A 15,889-nucleotide genomic window follows, 5' to 3' on the forward strand; every position below is an offset into this window, starting at 1 on the left:
CGAGACGGCATGAGTTCGACGGAATGAGCGGGGCCGCGATCCTTCAGGGTAAGGGCCTCACCGTCGCCTACGGGGCCCGGCGCGTCCTCGACGGGCTCGACGTGGCGATTGCGGCCGGGGGCGTCACCGCGCTCTGCGGCGCGAACGGCTGCGGGAAATCGACCCTGCTGCGCACGCTCGCCGGTTTGCAGCCGGCCCAGGCCGGCACCGTGACGGTCGATGGGCGTCCGCTTGCCGAACTGAAGCGCCGCGAGCGCGCCCGCGCGCTGGCGATGCTGGCCCAGGCCAACGAGGTGCCGGCGGGCCTCACCGTGTTCGAACTCGCGGCCTACGGGCGCCACGCCCACCGCCGGCTGATCGGCGGGCTGTCGTCGGCCGACCGCACCGCCATCCTCGACGCGCTCTCGGCGACGGGCCTGCGCGATCACGGCGCCCGCGAGGTCGCGGCCCTGTCCGGCGGCGAGCGGCAGCGGGCCTGGATCGCCATGGCGCTCGCCCAGCAATGCCGCGTGCTGCTGCTCGACGAGCCGACGACCTGGCTCGACGTGCGCCATCAGGTCGAGCTGGTGCTGGCGCTCAAAAACCTCAACCGCGAGCGCGGCATCACCATCGTCTGCGTGCTGCACGATCTCAATCAGGCCGCAGCCCTCGCCGACCGGGTGCTGCTGATGAAGGCGGGCCGCATCCTGCACGACGGGCCGCCCGCCGAGGTGCTGCGGCCGGGGCCGCTGGCGGAGGTCTACGGCGTCGAGATGTGGCGGCTCGACCATCCCGATTCCGCCGCGCCGCTCTGCGTGCCCGCCTTCGCACCGGCCCGGCGCCGGACGCATCCCGCCCGCCCGTGACCGCGCTCGCCGCCGACCGACCGGCGCCGGCCCGGCCCGCGCCGGGCCTCCGCCTCGCCCTGATCGCCGCCGCCCTCGTGGCGCTGCTGTCGCTCGCCCGGCTGTGGCCGACGCTCCACGCGCTGACCAGCGCGCAAGGGCCCGCCGAGGCCGAGGCCGCCCGCTTCCTGTTCTGGGAGTTGCGGCTGCCACGGGTGCTCGCGGGGCTCGCCGCCGGCGCGGCCTTCGGCACCGCGGGTGCGCTGTTCCAGGCGGTGACCCGCAATCCGCTGGCCGCCCCCGATCTGCTCGGCGTCACCGCGGGCGCGCAGGTCGGCGTGCTGCTCGGCCTCACCGTGCCGGCGCTCGCTGCCTTCTCGGGGCCGCCGCTGCTGTTCGTCTGCGGCCTCGGCGCCGCGGCGCTCGCGCTCACCGCCGCCGGGGGCTGGCGCGCGCCGCCCCTGCGGCTGCTGCTCGCGGGCGGCGCCTGCGCCCTCCTGCTCGGGGCCGGCCTCACCATCGCGCTCGCTCTGTTCGAGCAGAACATCGCCGGCCTCGCTCTGTGGAGCGGCGGCGCGCTCTACCAGCCCGGCGCTGAGGGCCTGACGGACGCCGCCCTGTGGCTGCTGCCGCCGCTTCTCGCCCTGCCCTTCCTGCTGCGCGGCCTCGAAGCGCTGTCGCTCGGGGACGACGCCGCCACCGGCATCGGCGTCGCGGTGCTGCCGGTGCGGTTCGCGGGCGTCGTGGTCGCCACCGCGCTCACCGCCTTCGCTGTGGCGCTGGCCGGCCCCATCGGCTTCATCGGCCTCATCGCCCCGAACCTCGTGCGGGCGGCCGGCATCCGCCGGTTCGGGAGCCTCGTCGCCCTCTCGGCGCTCGTCGGCGGCGGCCTGCTGATCGCCGCCGACGGCGCGGTGGCGGGTCTCGGCCTGTCGGCCGGGCTCTCGACCGCGGTCGCGACCGCGCTCGTCGGCACGCCGATCTTGCTCGTCCTCGTCATGCGCGGGCGGGCGCTCACCCCGCCCGACCGCGGCGAGGTCGCGGCCTCGGGCCGGGCCGCCTCGCTCGCCGTCGTGGCGACCGCGCTCCTCGCCGCGCTCATCGCACTCGCCGCCTTCGGCCTCGCCTTGGGCGAGACGTGGCTCCCCCCCGCCCGCTGGGTCGCCGCGCTCACCGGCACCGACCCGGAGGCCGCGCTGATCCTCGGCATCCGCGGCCCCCGCATCGCGGTGGCGGCGATTGCCGGGATGATGCTGGCGGCAAGCGGCGTCGTGCTCCAGAGCGTGGTGCGCAACGCGCTCGCGGGCCCTGAACTGTTGGGCGTCACGCAGGGCGCGGCGCTCACCACGCTGTGCGGGCTGCTGGCGTGGCCGCTGATCGGCCGGCCCGAGACCTTCGCTCTGGCGCTTAGCGGTGGGCTCGCGACGCTCGGCGTGATCCTCGCGATCAACCGCCGCCGCCGCTTCGCGCCCCTGCCCGTCGCGCTCACGGGACTGGCCTTTAGCGGCCTGTTCGCCGCACTCACCTACGCGGTCATCGTCGAGACCAGTGCCCAGCCCGCCCGCGCCCTGATCTGGCTCGTCGGCGGCACCTACGGTCGCGCATGGCCCGACGCCGCCGCGCTGCTGCCCTGGCTCCTCGTCGGCCTGCCCGCACTCGCCTTCCTCAGCCGCCCCCTCGACCTGCTGACGCTCGGCGACGACGCGGCCGCCGGGCTCGGCCTCGATGTCGGCTGGTTGCGCGCCCTGGCGCTGGGGTTCGCCGCAATGCTGGCGAGTGCGGCGGTCGCCGTCGTCGGCCCACTCGCCTTCGTCGGCCTGCTGACGCCCCACCTCGCCCGCCTCGTCGGCTTCCACGCCCACGGCGACCGCCTGCCGGTGGCGATGCTGCTGGGCGCGCTCCTCACCGTCGCCGCCGACATCCTCGGCCGCGCCGCGCTCGCCCCGACCGAGATTCCGGCCGGCGCGCTCACCGCGCTGATCGGCGCCCCCTACTTCCTCTGGCTGATGTCCCGCGGCCGAAAGAGCGCGCAATGACTTTTTCGGTATCGCGTCGCGACTTTCTCGTCGGGGGTCTCGCCGCGGCCGGCCTCGCGGCGGAGCCCGCACGGGCGAGCGACCTCGTGTTCCGCCGCTCCCCCGTCCTGCCCGCGCCCGCCCGGCGCGTGGTGGCGCTGGAATTCCTCCTCGCCGAGATGCTCGCGGCCGTCGGCTGCCCGCCGGTGGGGATGTCGGACCCGAAACTCTATCCCGGCTGGATCGGCGTCCTCTCGGATCGCCTGAAGGAGGTCGCCGATGTCGGCACCCGCCAGCAGCCGAGCCTGGAGGCCATCGCCCGGCTCAAGCCCGACCTGATCCTCGGCGTGTCCTACCGCCACGCCCCGCTCTTCGACGTGTTCGAGAGCATCGCGCCCACCGTGCTCCTCGACTTCAAACCCGTCCCCCCCGCGACGCGGCTCGATTCCGCCTTCACGCTCCAGACGATGATCGGCGGCTACGTCGGACACGAAGCCGAGGCCCGCCGCGCCGACGCAGCGGTGTCCGCCGGCATCGCCCGCGACGCCGCCCGCCTCGCGGAGGCCGGGCGCGGCGGACGGCGCCTCGTGGTGCTCCAAGAGTTGGGCGGCCAGGACACCTACTGGGTCTTCACCGCCGACAGCCTCTCGGCCGGCCTCGCCGCACGGCTGGGCCTGCGCTTCTGGCCCCCCGACCGCAGCCGCGAGGGCGTGCGCCCGCTGACCTCGGAGGACCTCCTCGCGCTGGACGATTGCGACGTGATGCTGGTGAGCACGACCGGCCCCGACATCCCGCTCGCCGCCAAGACCCGCAGCGCCGCGTGGCAACGGGTCCCGGCCCTGCGCGCGGGCCGCGTCGGCCTGATCGAGCGCAACATCTGGAATTTCGGGGGGCCGGCCTCGGCGCTGCGGCTCTCGAACCGCATCACCGATGTGCTGCTGCGGGCGCCCGCGGCGGGCTGAGAGACCCGCACCATCGCCAATCGAGCCGCCGAAAATACAAAAAGGCCCCGCCCGGACACACCGGGCGGGGCCTTCTTCACCGTCGTACGAAAAACTTACTGCTCCAGCAGGCGCCGGGCGATGACCTGGGCCTGGATCTCCGCCGCGCCCTCGAAGATCGAGAGGATGCGGGCGTCGCAGAGCACGCGGCTGATCTGATATTCCAGGGCGAAGCCGTTGCCGCCGTGGATCTGGAGGGCGTTGTCCGCCGCCGCCCAAGCGACGCGGGCGCCCAAGAGCTTCGCCATGCCGGCCTCGAGGTCACAGCGCTTGCCCTCGTCCTTCTCGCGGGCCGAGAAGTAGGTAAGCTGGCGCGCGATGTTGATCTCGACCGCCATCATGGCGAGCTTGTCGGCCACGCGCGGGAACTCCACCAGCGCCTTGCCGAACTGCACCCGCTCCTCGGCGTAGCGCAGGCCGATGTCCAGCGCCGACTGGGCCACGCCGATGGCGCGGGCCGCGGTCTGGATGCGGGCCGATTCGAAGGTTTGCATCAGCTGGGCGAAGCCCTTGCCCTCGACCTCGCCGAGGAGGTTGGCGCCGGGCACCTCGAAGTTCTCGAACGACAGTTCGTACTCCTTCATGCCGCGGTAGCCGAGCACCTCGATCTCGCCGCCGGTGAGGCCCTGGACCGGGAAGGGCTCTTCGTCGGTGCCGCGCGGCTTCTCGGCGATCAGCATGGAGAGGCCGCGATGGCCCTTCTCCTCGGGCTTGGTGCGCACCAGCACGGTCATGATGTCGGCGCGGACCGGGTGGGTGATCCAGGTCTTGTTGCCCGAGATCTTCCACACGTCGCCGTCCTTGACGGCCTTGGTGCGCAGGCTCGCGAGATCGGAGCCGGTGTTCGGCTCGGTGAAGACGGCGGTCGGCAGGATGTCGCCCGACGCGATGCCCGGCAGGAAGCGCTGCTTCTGCTCCTCGGTGCCGCCGCACAGGATCAGCTCGGCGGCGATCTCCGAGCGGGTGCCGAGCGAGCCGACGCCGATATAGGCGCGCGACAGCTCCTCCGAGACCACGCACATCGCGGCCTTGGGCATGCCCATGCCACCGTATTCCTCCGGGATCGTCAGGCCGAAGACGCCGAGTTCGGCCATCTTGGCGACGATCTCCATCGGGATGTAATCGTTCTTCAGGTGCCACTCGTGGGCCTGATCGACCACCTCGGCCTTGCCGAAGCGGCGCATCTCGGAGCGGATCGCCTCCATGTCCTCGTCGAGGCCGGACGCGCCGATGGTGGCGGCGCCCGAGCGGGTCGCCTCGCGAATCTTGGCCACCAGCGCGGCGCGGTTCTCGGCCGTGTTGCCCTCGGCCGCCATCGTCTCGATGGCCGGGGTGCGGAAGCCCGCGAGTTCGGCGGCCGAGAAGCCGAGCGAGGTCGCCGGGCGCACCATCTCGCCCTGGCTCATCGGGATGCCGAAGAACATCTGGTCGAGGTACTCGCCCATGCCGATCTTCACGAGCAGCGCCTCGGTCTCGCCGAACCCGCCCTCGCCCTGAAGGCGCTCGGCGTAGTCGGCGAGTTCGCGCACGGCCTCGCCGTAGGTGGTGAGCCACGCCAGACCGTGGGTGGCGTGCTGCTCGCGCTCCAGCTTGCCCGCGTCGAGCTTGCCGTCCGCGCCGGCGACGCGCGCCTTCACGCGTTGGGTGGCCTCGGCGACGAGCGCCTTGGCGCCTTCGGCGGCGTCCTTGGCGAGGCTGACGAAATCCTGCGGATCGTTGGCGGGCTGAATGGCGGGGGAAGCGGCCATGTCTCACTCTCTCGCGATGAAGGGGTTAGGTCTATTATAGGCAGGAACGGCGGCGCAGTAGTCGATTTTCTTTGCCGCAGCCTATACCTTTGGATGAATCAGACTGCATTCATCATGCAGTTCAGCGGCTTCGACTCGCCACCGCGACGCCCACGGCTGCCACCGCCATGCCGGCGACCTGCACGGGCGTCAGGGTCTCGCCGAACATCGCGTAGGCGATGGCCGCGGAGACCGGCGGCACGAGGAAGAACAGCGAGGCGACGCCCGCCACCGCCCCGCGCCGGATCAGCGCCATCAAGAGCAGGATGCCGGTCACCGAATTGACCAGCACGGACCATGCCATGCCGAGACCGAGCGGCAGGCTGAGCGCGGGCCACGGCTCGGCCGCCAACAGCGCCAGGGGCACGGCGAAGGCCGCCCCGCCGACGAACTGGATCGCCGCGTTGGTGACGAGGTCGGACTTCGCCGCCATGCGCTTCTGCCACAGCGTGCCGGCCGTCATGGCGAGCATGGCGGCCAGACACACGCCGAGCGCCACCGGTGGGATGCCGGCGGGATCGAGGCGGCCGACCTTCGGCGCCAGCACCATCCCGGCCCCGAGGAAGCCGAGCCCGATCCCGGCCCAGCGCCGCGGCCCGACCCGCTCGCCGAGCAGCGGCTCGGAGGCGGCGGCGGTCAGGAGCGGCTGCAGGCTGCCGACGAGCGCCGCGATGCCCGCGGGCAGCCCGTGGCGGATCGACCAGAACACGCCTGCGACGTAGATGCCCTGCATCAGCACGCCCGACACCAGCGCGTCGCGCCAGCCCCGCCCGTCCCGCGGCCAGCGCGCCCCGAGTGCCAGGGCGATCCCGGCGAGCACCAGGGCAACCAGCGTCAGGCGCGCGGCCACGAACACCAGCGGCTCCGACAGCGGCGCGACGTAGCGCGCGGCGACGAAGCCCGAGGCCCAGATCAGGACGAAGGCGGCCGGGATCAGCCCGGTGAGGAACGGGGGCATGGCGCGGGCCACGCACCATAGGCGGCGGGGGAAGGCAACCGCCCTCCCGTTTCGGCCGTCATGCCGGGCGAACCGGCGATTGACGGGAGGTGCCCGAATGCCCGTATGAAGGCGCGACGCCTCGCCCCTCCAGAACCCGCCCTCCCCCTTGAGCCGCACCCAAAAAACCCTCGGCGTGGCGAGCCTCGCCGCGCAGCGCTTCGTCGCCCATGACGGCTGGGCGATCGCGAGCCACATCGCGCTGTCGATGCTGACCTCGCTGTTTCCGTTCTTGATCCTGCTCGCGGCGCTCGCCGGCCTGTTCGGCACCAAGTCGCTGGCGGACGAGGCCGGGACGCTGATCTTCGACGCGGTGCCCCGCGAGGTGGCCAAACCTATCGTCGGCGAGGTGCACCGCATCCTCACCGAGCAGCGCGGCGGCGTGCTGACCATCGGCGCGGTGCTGGCGCTCTACTTCTCGTCCTCCGGGGTCGAGTCGCTGCGGGTCGGGCTTAACCGGGCCTACGGGTTGCGCGAGATGCGGCCGTGGTGGCTGACCCGGCTCGAATCGATCGGCTACGTCGTCTGCGGCGCCTTCGCGATGCTGGCTTTCGCGCTGCTCGTCGTGCTCGGGCCGCTGCTGTGGCGGCAGGTCGTGTTCGTGGCGCCGGGCCTGGAGCCGCTCGGGCTGACCGTGGCGATCGGGCGGATCGGCATCACCGCGTTCCTGATCGCGCTGGTGCTGGTGATCGCCCACAAGTTCGTCGCCGCCGGGCGGCGCTCGCTGGTGGCGGTGCTGCCCGGCATCGGCGTGACGCTGGTGCTGTGGTTCCTGGCCGGCCTCGGCTTCGGCTTCTACCTCGACCGGTTCTCGAACGCCTACGCCTCGACCTACGGGGGTCTGGCCACCGCGATGGTGTTCCTCGTGTTCCTCTACTGGCTCGCCGCGATGTTCCTGTTCGGCGGCGAGGTGAACGGCACCGTCATCGCGGCCCGGCGCCAGCGGCTCCAGGCGCGGATGCGGGCGCGTCAGGCGGAAGCGGCGTCGCGTCCGTAAGCTTCCGCGCCCGCGCCAGTTCGGCGAGACGCTCGATGCGAAAGCCCTTCGGCGGCAGGTCGATCATGAAGCGCTCGGCGATCTCGCCGAGCACGAAGTCGGGGCGCACCCGCTCGCAATAGTGCCAGTCGATGCTGGTGGACCACAGGAAGTGGACCTCGGCGAAGGTGTCGGCCATGAGCGCGGTCAGCGTCGCCACGGGGCTGTAGCTCGTGTGCTGGCAGAACGAATCGCCGAAGATCACGAGGCGGCGCGGATCGGCCGCCGGATCGTCGTTGCGGAACACCGCGTGGGCGCCGAGATGGGCCTCGATGCCGCGTCCTTCCGCCTCCAGCGCGGTCAGAAGGCCGTTGGCGTGGACGCGCCGCACCCCCGTCGCGAAGGTGGTGACCGGGGCGGGCTCGAAGCGGTGCGGCGTGAATTTCCGCCCGAGATCGCCGCAGAACGCCACGGTGCCGCCGCTGCGTCGGGCGTCGAGATCGTCCCGCGGCGCGACGCCCATGCGGGCGAGGATGGTCCGGTAGGCGACCTCGCAGCCGGCGAGCGTCCAGTGCGAGTCGGTACGGAGATAAAGCGGCGGCCCGTCACGCGCGGCCTGGAAGGCGGCGTCGAGATCGACGAAGGCGCGGGCGCCGCGGGAGGCCGTGAGCCAGCGGGCGAGCCGCCGCACCGGGGCACGGGCGGGGTCGATCGCGAGATCGGGCGCCTGATCGCCGTAGACCGTCAGCTTTTCCGGGGCGACGGCGTGGATGTAGGTGGCACCGAGCCGGTCGCAGGCCCGCACCCGCTCGGACACGATCCGGCGCCAGCGCCAGAGCAGGCGGCGCGACAGGCCGGGCCGGCGGTACTGCGCCAGCACCCGGTTGGTGCCGCCGGTGAGGAAGAGCCAGCCGTCGCGCCCCGCATGGACGTCGGTGGCCGGCTCCGTCTCCGAAGCCGAGAACCCGCTTGTCATGGCCCGGCTGTAATCGGTCTCGGCGGCCGAGCCTATCGCCGCAGCGCCACGAGGACGAAGGCGAGGGCGGCGCCGGCCATCACGTCGGGCAGGTAATGCCCGCCCGCGCCGATGGCCGCGACCACGATGGTTGCGTTGAGCAGGATCGCCAGCGGGCCGATCAGCGGCACGGGTTTCAGCGCCCACGCGGTCAGCACCGCGAGGCTCGCGTGGAACGACGGGAAGGTGACCAGCCCGCGAATCTCGAACAGCGACAGGGTGTGGAAGCTGCCGTCCCGCAGGGCGCGGAGCATGTCGAGATGCCAGAGCGCGCCGACCGTCTCCAGTTCTCCGGTCGGCCGGACCTGGGCGGCCGCCGCGTAGGTGCCCGCCGCCGGGACGAAGGCCGAGACCACGATGCAGGCGGTGAGCGCCAGGGTGAACAGCCGGGCGAAGGCCCAGAGCCGCCCGGTGCGTCCGCAGGCGCTCAGCACGATCACGACGAGGCCGATCTGCGGCCCGCTCGAATGGTAGGCGAGCGCCAGCGCGTGGGCGAGGTCCGGATGGTCGGCGAGGAAGGCGAGATAGGCCGGGCCGTCGAAGCCAAGCGCGGATTCGATGCCGGCCAGGGCACCGTCGGCGAGCGGCAGGGCCGGCATCGCGGCGAGCACGTGCAGGACGGCGAGTGCGGTGGTGACGGCGACGAGGTAGGCGCTCGACAGCGCCATCGCCCGCAGCTTGGGCTCGCGGATCAGGCTGCACAGCAGCGCCGCCGCGAGCAGCAGCGCGAGGGTGCCGAGCGCGGCGAGGAAGCCCGTGGGCTCGACCCGCAGACCGGTCCAGGCGACGGCGAGGAGATCGAGCGCGCCGACTGCCGCGGCAAACGCCCAGTAGCGCCGGCCCGGCGCAGCGAGGCCGGCGGTGAGGGACTGCCCGCGTCCGGTCTCCGCCCCGCGCGCCGCGCCGATCCCCGCCGCGGGCAGGCATCGGGCGCTCGCCGCGCGTTCCACATCGAGCAGCATCCGGCCCCGGCTCCCAACGATCCTTCGGGGTCAAACCCGCGAACCGTCGGGCACGGTTCCGCCGAGCTTGGCATTTTCCATGGAGGGTGAAGGGAGCGGGTGCGGTCGCGGCTTGGCCGGCGGATATCCCACCCATTCCCTCATCCTGAAGTGACGGCGCGAAGCGTCGCCCTCGAAGGAGAGCTCCAGGGATCGCGAGACTTCTGGAGCCCTCCTTCGAGGCTCGCTGCGCGGGCACCTCAGGATGAGGGGTGGATGGGAGAAGCTGTGGCGCTGAGGCGAATCGTTCTCCCTGAGCAAGGCTCTCGGTATCGGTCGCAGCCCTTTCGGTCGATGCGGAGCCCTGGATTCTATCGGCTTCGCCTCGCAATGATGTCCGACCCGTGCATCCCCTCGCCCCGCCCCGAAGTTGGGCTTGCCCAACTTCGGTCCTTGCTTGCTGATCCCAGGCAAGCCTGGGATTAGTCGGGGAGAGGGCCGCGACGACCCCGTCGTCGGCGCGGCGAGGCGGCAGCCGAAGGTGAGGGGGCGGTTCCGCAGGAGTCTCTTCCGTCGAGTCCCCCTCACCGCCGCTTCGCTTCCTTCATGGACGACAAGGTCCATGAAGGCCTCTCCCCGCGTGCGGGGAGAGGGGGGAGCCGGCGGGCTACGATGCGATCAGTCGAAAGACCTCGGCGCATTGCGGCCATCGCGACAATCCTCCCGCAACCAAACGGCACGGCCATCCCATCCATCCCGGCCAGATACGGCCAAGCTGCCTTGATCGCGACACCCGGTGTGCGAAAAACTGTCCAGGTCGTCCCGGACAACGGGCCGTGGGTTCGAAAAAAGCGAACCCGAGGGGGCTGACCATGGCGAGCATCGATCGGCGGGACCGGGCGTCCGGCCAGAATTCGGGTGACGTCCTCGACCGCGCCCATGCGCAGGGGCGGCTCGAACACTCCATTGCGACGACGCTGCTGGTGATCGCCGCCGCCCGCGTCGAGCGGGAGGCGGCACCCGTCCACGCCGCCCGCCAGCGGCTGGCCGAAGTCTACGGCGCGACGCGCCTGCGCCGCCGCCTGGAGCGCGAATCCGCGGCGCGCTGACTAGCTCGCCCGCCGCAAAAAATCCCGGAACGGGCGGCGCTGCGGCGGCGGGCTCGGCGGGGGATCGGGAAAGGGCGGCGGCGTCGGGGCCGGGGTGCTCGTCTCGGTCAGCACCTCGGCGCGCACGGCGCGGGGTGCGGCGAACACCGTCCCCTGCGCCAGCGGCACGTCGAGGTCGATCAGGTCCGGCACTTCGCTCTCGCTCTCGACCCCCGTCGCCACCAGCCGGATGCCGGCCCGCGACAGCGAGGCGACGAGGTCTTCGAGCGCGATCTCCGGCATCGCGTCGCGCGGCAGCGGGCGCAGGATCAGGCCCGCCGGCACCTTCACCTGGGAGATGCCGCGCTCGGCGAGCGCCACGGCATCGAAGCGCAGGTCGCTCGGCCGGTCCATGACGAAGCCGATCCGGCCTTTCAGCCCCGCGAGCAGGGCCGCCTGCTCGGCGTCGAGGTTGCGCCAGCTCGTCTGCGGCAGGGCGAGCACGACGCGGCCGGCGAGGTCCGGCCCGTCCGCCACCAGCCGCCCGAGCGAGCGCAAAAAGCCCGGCTCGAACAGCGAGTGCGGCGTCAGCCCATAGCCCACCGCCGCCGGGCTGCCGCGCCCCTGCAGGTGGCGGGCGATGGTGGCGACGCGCTGGAGCATGCGCCGGTCGAGCGCCGTGGTGCGCCCGTGCCGCTCCAGCACCGGCAGAAAGATCTCCGGATCGAGGATGTCCGCGCCGACCTTCAGCCGCGGCAGCGCCTCGTAGGCCGTCACCTTGCGCTGGGGCAGGGTCACGATCGGCTGGAGGAAGACTTCCAGCCCCTCGCCGTCGAAGGCCTCGACCCAGGCGGCCTCGGTCGCCGCGTCGCGCGGCGGCGGCTCGATCCGCGCGGGCGGCGGCAGGGTCGTGCGCGGCACGAGGCGGGCGGCGGGCTCCGGCGCGGGGGCGTCCGTCGGCGGGCTCGCGGCTGGAGCGGGGGCCGGCCGGGCGGCGCGTTCAAGGACCGCCTTCTCCTGCGCGGCCCTGATCCGGGCGATGTCGCCGTCCTGGTTCGCCACCACGGCGGCGAGTTCGCGCACGATGCCGCTCAGCAGCCCGATCTCCGCCGTCACTTCCTCGATGCCCGACGACAGCCGCGTCTCCAGAGCCGCGACCGTCTCCGGGGCGGCGCCCGGTGCCGGCTGCGGCGCGGACGCGGGCGCCTGATGCCGGGTCTGGACCAGGGCGGCGGCGACCGCCTCCAGCTTGACGAGGCGCTGCGACAGCACGCCGATCTCGCGGGAGACGACTTCCTGGGCGTTCGCCATCGCGACGAGGCGGCGGCGCAGGAAGAGACCGCTCACGACCGCGAGGCCGGAGACGCCCGCCGCCGCGACGAGCGGGGCGTAGAGGGCCAGCGGCACGAGGATCAGGACGACGATGAGGCCGAGGATCCAGGGGGTGCGGCGCGGGCCGATCGTCGGGGCTGTCGGTGTCTTCACCGTCGGTCGACGCGCTTCTTCTCGGGCGGCCCTCAGGGCCGCGGGCCTCCCCGGTACGGGACAACCGATCCGGTTATCCCGCATGGACTCCATAACCCAATGTCGCCGAGCCCGCCCGCCGCCGCAAGGCGACGCAAGGGCTTGTCCCTGTGCAAAGCTCGCAAGGAGTTCCACGCTTGCCTTCGAGGCGGCCCGGACCGACATGAGTAAGATAAGGAGATCGCCGATGGACGACACGCCGATCGAACTGACGATGCGGGTCGAGGGCATGACCTGCGAGGGCTGCGCCAACGCCGTGCGCCGCACGATCCAGCGGCTCGACCCCGCCGCAGAGGTGTCCGTGGATGTGGAGCACGGCCGCGTCACCGCGACGACCCGCGCGCAGAGCCTCGACGTGGCGCAGGCGCTGACGAAGGCCGGCTATACCGCCACCGCGATGACGGGCTGACCGCCGTGGAGGGAAGCCCGCGCAACGACCTCGACGCGTGGTGGATGCCGTTCACGGCCAACCGCGCGTTCAAGCGGGCCCCGCGCCTGATCGCCGAGGCCGAGGGCCTTTACTACCGCGACCAGGCGGGGCGACAGATTCTGGATGGCATCGCCGGCCTGTGGTGCTGCAACGCCGGCCATAACCGGGCGCCCATCGTCGCGGCGATCCGCGAACAGGCGGGCCGGCTCGATTACGCGCCACCGTTCCAGTACGGCCATGACGGCGCCTTCGCGCTGGCTGCCCGGATCGCCGCGCTCGCGCCCGCCGGGCTCGACCACGTGTTCTTCTGCAACTCGGGCTCCGAGGCGGTCGACACCGCCCTCAAGCTCGCGCTGGCCTATCGCCACGCCCGCGGTGAGGCCGGGCGCACCCGGCTGATCGGGCGCGAGCGCGGCTATCACGGCGTCGGCTTCGGCGGCATCTCGGTCGGCGGCCTGCCGAACAACCGCAAGGTCTTCGGCCACGGCCTGTCCGGCATCGACCATCTGCCCCACACCTACGACCGGGCGCATCAGGCGTTCTCTGAAGGCGAGCCCGAATGGGGCGCGCATCTCGCCGACGATCTGGAGCGGATCGTGGCGCTCCACGACGCCTCGACCATCACGGCCGTCATCGTCGAGCCGATGGCGGGCTCGACCGGCGTGCTGCCGCCGCCCCGCGGCTACCTGAAGCGCCTGCGCGAAACTTGCGACCGCCACGGCCTGCTGCTGATCTTCGATGAGGTCATCACCGGCTTCGGTCGCCTCGGCACGGCCTTCGCCGCCGAGCGCTACGGCGTCACGCCGGACATGATCTGCTTTGCCAAGGGCGTCACCTCCGGCGCGGTGCCGCTCGGCGGCGTGATCGCGGCCGATCACATCCACGCCGCGCTGATGCAGGGGCCCGAGCGCGCCATCGAGCTGTTTCACGGCTACACCTATTCCGGCCATCCGCTCGCCTGCGCGGCGGGCCTCGCCGCGCTCGACCTTTTTCGGGATGAGGGTCTGTTCGAGCGGGCGCGAGGCCTCGAACCTCTTTTTGCAGAGGCCGTCATGAGCCTTCGCGACGCGCCCAACGTCCTCGACATCCGCACCTGCGGGTTGGCGGCGGGCATCGACCTCGCGCCCCATCCCGATGGGCCGGGGGCGCGGGGCTTTTCCGTGATGGAGCGTGCCTTCCACGACCACGACCTCGTGGTGCGAATCTCCGGCGACACCCTGGCCCTGTCGCCGCCGCTGATCGTCGGCGCGGACGACATCGCCGGGCTGGTCGAGCGGCTCGGAAAAGCGATCCGGGCGGCGGCCTGAGTCCTGGTCGCCCCCTCCTCGCAACATCCTCTGAAGAAACTTGCTGGGGTTTCTCAAAAATTTCCGAGAGGCTTTTGCCCTCGGCTTCGCCCAAACTGCGCCGAACGCTCTATCGTGGCCGTAGGGTTCGCCCGCTTCGGGCCGCGCTTTCTGCGTGGGCTCAAGCTCACGCCACAAGAAACGACGGTGAAGGAAATGCCCTCAGATATCGAGATCGCCCGCGCGGCGACCCTGAAGCCCATCGCCGAGGTCGCCGCCAAGATCGGCATCCCGGACGAGGCGCTGCACAATTACGGCAAGCACATCGCCAAGATCGATCACGGCTTCATCCGGTCGCTCGACGGCAAGCCGCAGGGCAAGCTGGTGCTCGTCACCGCGATCTCGCCGACGCCCGCGGGCGAGGGCAAGACCACGACGACGGTGGGCCTCTCGGACGGCCTCAACCGCATCGGCCAGCGCACCGTGGCCTGCCTGCGCGAGCCCTCGCTCGGCCCCTGCTTCGGCATGAAGGGCGGCGCGGCGGGCGGCGGCAAGGCCCAGGTCGTGCCGATGGAGCAGATCAACCTGCACTTCACCGGCGACTTCCACGCCATCACCTCGGCCCACTCGCTGGCCGCGGCGCTGATCGACAACCACATCTACTGGGCCAACGAACTCAACATCGACGTGCGCCGCATCCACTGGCGCCGCGTCGTCGACATGAACGACCGGGCTCTGCGCGCCATCAACCAGTCGCTCGGCGGCGTCGCCAACGGTTTTCCGCGCGAGGACGGGTTCGACATCACCGTGGCCTCAGAGGTCATGGCGGTGTTCTGCCTCGCCAAGGACTTGGCCGACCTCGAAGAGCGCCTCGGCCGCATCGTCATCGCCGAGACCCGCGACCGCAAGCCGGTGACGCTGGCCCAGGTGAAGGCCACCGGCGCCATGACGGTGCTTCTGAAGGACGCGCTGCAGCCGAACCTCGTGCAGACGCTGGAGGGCAACCCGGCCCTCATCCACGGCGGCCCGTTCGCCAACATCGCCCACGGCTGCAACTCGGTGATCGCCACCCAGACCGGTCTGCGGCTCGCCGACTACGTCGTGACGGAAGCCGGCTTCGGCGCCGACCTCGGCGCGGAAAAATTCCTCGACATCAAGTGCCGCCAGACCGGGCTGCAGCCCTCGGCAGTCGTCATCGTCGCGACCGTGCGCGCCCTCAAGATGCACGGCGGCGTCAACAAGAAGGATCTCGCCGGCGAGAACCTCGACGCCCTCGAGAAGGGGTTCGCCAACCTCGAGCGCCACGTGAAGAACGTGCGGAGCTTCGGCCTGCCGGTGGTGGTCGGCGTCAACCACTTCTTCCAGGACACCGACGCCGAGCACGACAAGCTGAAGGAGCTTTGCCGCGAGAAGCTTCAGGTCGAGGCCATCACCTGCAAGCACTGGGCCGAGGGCGGCGCGGGCGCCGAGCAGCTGGCGCAGGCCGTGGTGAAGCTGGCGGAAGGCGAGCAGAAACCCCTGACCTTCGCCTACGAGACCGACACCAAGCTCACCGACAAGATCAAGGCGATCGCGACCAAGCTCTACGGCGCCGCCGACATCCAGATCGAATCGAAGGCCGCGACCAAGCTCGCCGGCTTCGAGAAGGACGGCTACGGCCATCTGCCGATCTGCATGGCCAAGACGCAGTACTCGTTCTCGACCGACCCGACCCTGATGGGCGCCCCCTCGGGCCACCTCGTCTCGGTGCGCGACGTGCGCCTCTCGGCGGGCGCCGGCTTCGTCGTGGTGATCTGCGGTGAGATCATGACCATGCCGGGCCTGCCCAAAGTCCCCGCCGCGGACACCATCCGGCTCGACGCCAACGGGCAGATCGACGGCCTGTTCTAGGATCGGGGCCGATCACGGGTGCCGGATGCGCCGCGTCCGGCACCCCTTTTTTCTCATCGTCTCTCCCACCCAACCCCCTCATCCTGAGCTCGACTTTGTCCATTCATGCAGCTGT

Annotated in this window: 13 protein-coding genes; 8 read left to right on the top strand and 5 right to left on the bottom strand. The window is 71.8% G+C overall.

Annotation, left to right across the window (positions count from 1 at the left end):
* Positions 1-23 precede the first annotated feature (23 nt).
* Genes AAHG03_RS03035 through AAHG03_RS03045 form a run of 3 tightly spaced genes read left to right on the top strand, consistent with a single transcriptional unit; the run spans position 24 to position 3,801 of the window.
* The gene (locus AAHG03_RS03035) at positions 24-845 is read left to right on the top strand and encodes an ABC transporter ATP-binding protein (protein WP_342148682.1); all 822 of its coding nucleotides are present in this window, start codon (positions 24-26) and stop codon (positions 843-845) included.
* Positions 842-2,860, top strand: coding sequence for an iron ABC transporter permease (locus tag AAHG03_RS03040; protein WP_342148684.1), 2,019 nt, complete (start codon positions 842-844; stop codon positions 2,858-2,860). The genes AAHG03_RS03035 and AAHG03_RS03040 overlap by 4 nt, the downstream gene beginning before the upstream one ends.
* Positions 2,857-3,801 (top strand): ABC transporter substrate-binding protein, encoded by a 945-nt coding sequence (locus AAHG03_RS03045; RefSeq protein WP_342148686.1) that lies wholly within the window; start codon positions 2,857-2,859, stop codon positions 3,799-3,801. The genes AAHG03_RS03040 and AAHG03_RS03045 overlap by 4 nt, the downstream gene beginning before the upstream one ends.
* Positions 3,802-3,896: 95 nt before the next feature.
* Here AAHG03_RS03045 and AAHG03_RS03050 read toward each other — a convergent pair whose 3' ends face one another.
* Both AAHG03_RS03050 and AAHG03_RS03055 read right to left on the bottom strand, forming a co-directional pair.
* Positions 3,897-5,588, bottom strand: coding sequence for an acyl-CoA dehydrogenase family protein (locus tag AAHG03_RS03050; RefSeq protein WP_342148688.1), 1,692 nt, complete (start codon positions 5,586-5,588; stop codon positions 3,897-3,899).
* A 121-nt stretch (positions 5,589-5,709) separates the two neighbouring features.
* Positions 5,710-6,585: a DMT family transporter gene (locus tag AAHG03_RS03055; protein ID WP_342148690.1), complete on the bottom strand. Its 876-nt coding sequence runs from the start codon at positions 6,583-6,585 to the stop codon at positions 5,710-5,712.
* Between the two features lie 148 nt (positions 6,586-6,733).
* Between AAHG03_RS03055 and AAHG03_RS03060 the strand changes: the two genes are divergently transcribed.
* On the top strand, positions 6,734-7,621 hold the full coding sequence (locus AAHG03_RS03060; protein ID WP_342148691.1) for a YihY/virulence factor BrkB family protein: 888 nt from the start codon (positions 6,734-6,736) through the stop codon (positions 7,619-7,621).
* Here the strand turns inward: AAHG03_RS03060 and AAHG03_RS03065 are convergent.
* Positions 7,548-8,576, bottom strand: coding sequence for an alginate O-acetyltransferase AlgX-related protein (locus tag AAHG03_RS03065; RefSeq protein WP_342148694.1), 1,029 nt, complete (start codon positions 8,574-8,576; stop codon positions 7,548-7,550). The genes AAHG03_RS03060 and AAHG03_RS03065 overlap by 74 nt on opposite strands.
* 32 nt (positions 8,577-8,608) lie before the next feature.
* On the bottom strand, positions 8,609-9,577 hold the full coding sequence (locus tag AAHG03_RS03070) for a phosphatase PAP2 family protein (protein ID WP_342148695.1): 969 nt from the start codon (positions 9,575-9,577) through the stop codon (positions 8,609-8,611).
* 851 nt (positions 9,578-10,428) lie between these two features.
* On the opposite strand from AAHG03_RS03070, the gene AAHG03_RS03075 reads away from it, so the two are divergent.
* Positions 10,429-10,665: a hypothetical protein gene (locus AAHG03_RS03075; RefSeq protein ID WP_342148696.1), complete on the top strand. Its 237-nt coding sequence runs from the start codon at positions 10,429-10,431 to the stop codon at positions 10,663-10,665.
* Here AAHG03_RS03075 and AAHG03_RS03080 read toward each other — a convergent pair whose 3' ends face one another.
* Entirely contained in the window at positions 10,666-12,129 is a 1,464-nt protein-coding gene (locus tag AAHG03_RS03080) for an EAL domain-containing protein (protein WP_342148699.1), read from the bottom strand.
* A gap of 226 nt (positions 12,130-12,355) precedes the next feature.
* Here AAHG03_RS03080 and AAHG03_RS03085 point away from each other — a divergent pair, with 226 nt between their 5' ends.
* From AAHG03_RS03085 to AAHG03_RS03095, 3 genes are all read left to right on the top strand, one after another.
* Positions 12,356-12,577 carry a heavy-metal-associated domain-containing protein gene (locus AAHG03_RS03085; RefSeq protein WP_342148701.1) on the top strand — a complete coding sequence of 74 codons (222 nt, stop codon included), beginning with the start codon at positions 12,356-12,358 and terminating at the stop codon, positions 12,575-12,577.
* A 5-nt stretch (positions 12,578-12,582) separates the two neighbouring features.
* Positions 12,583-13,905 carry an omega-aminotransferase AptA gene (gene aptA / locus AAHG03_RS03090; RefSeq protein ID WP_459558961.1) on the top strand — a complete coding sequence of 441 codons (1,323 nt, stop codon included), beginning with the start codon at positions 12,583-12,585 and terminating at the stop codon, positions 13,903-13,905.
* Positions 13,906-14,100: 195 nt separating this feature from the next.
* Positions 14,101-15,774 carry a formate--tetrahydrofolate ligase gene (locus AAHG03_RS03095; protein ID WP_342148703.1) on the top strand — a complete coding sequence of 558 codons (1,674 nt, stop codon included), beginning with the start codon at positions 14,101-14,103 and terminating at the stop codon, positions 15,772-15,774.
* The last annotated feature ends 115 nt before the right edge of the window (positions 15,775-15,889 follow it).

This window comes from Methylorubrum subtropicum (assembly GCF_038442325.1).
Classification (GTDB): Bacteria; Pseudomonadota; Alphaproteobacteria; order Rhizobiales; family Beijerinckiaceae; genus Methylobacterium; species Methylobacterium subtropicum.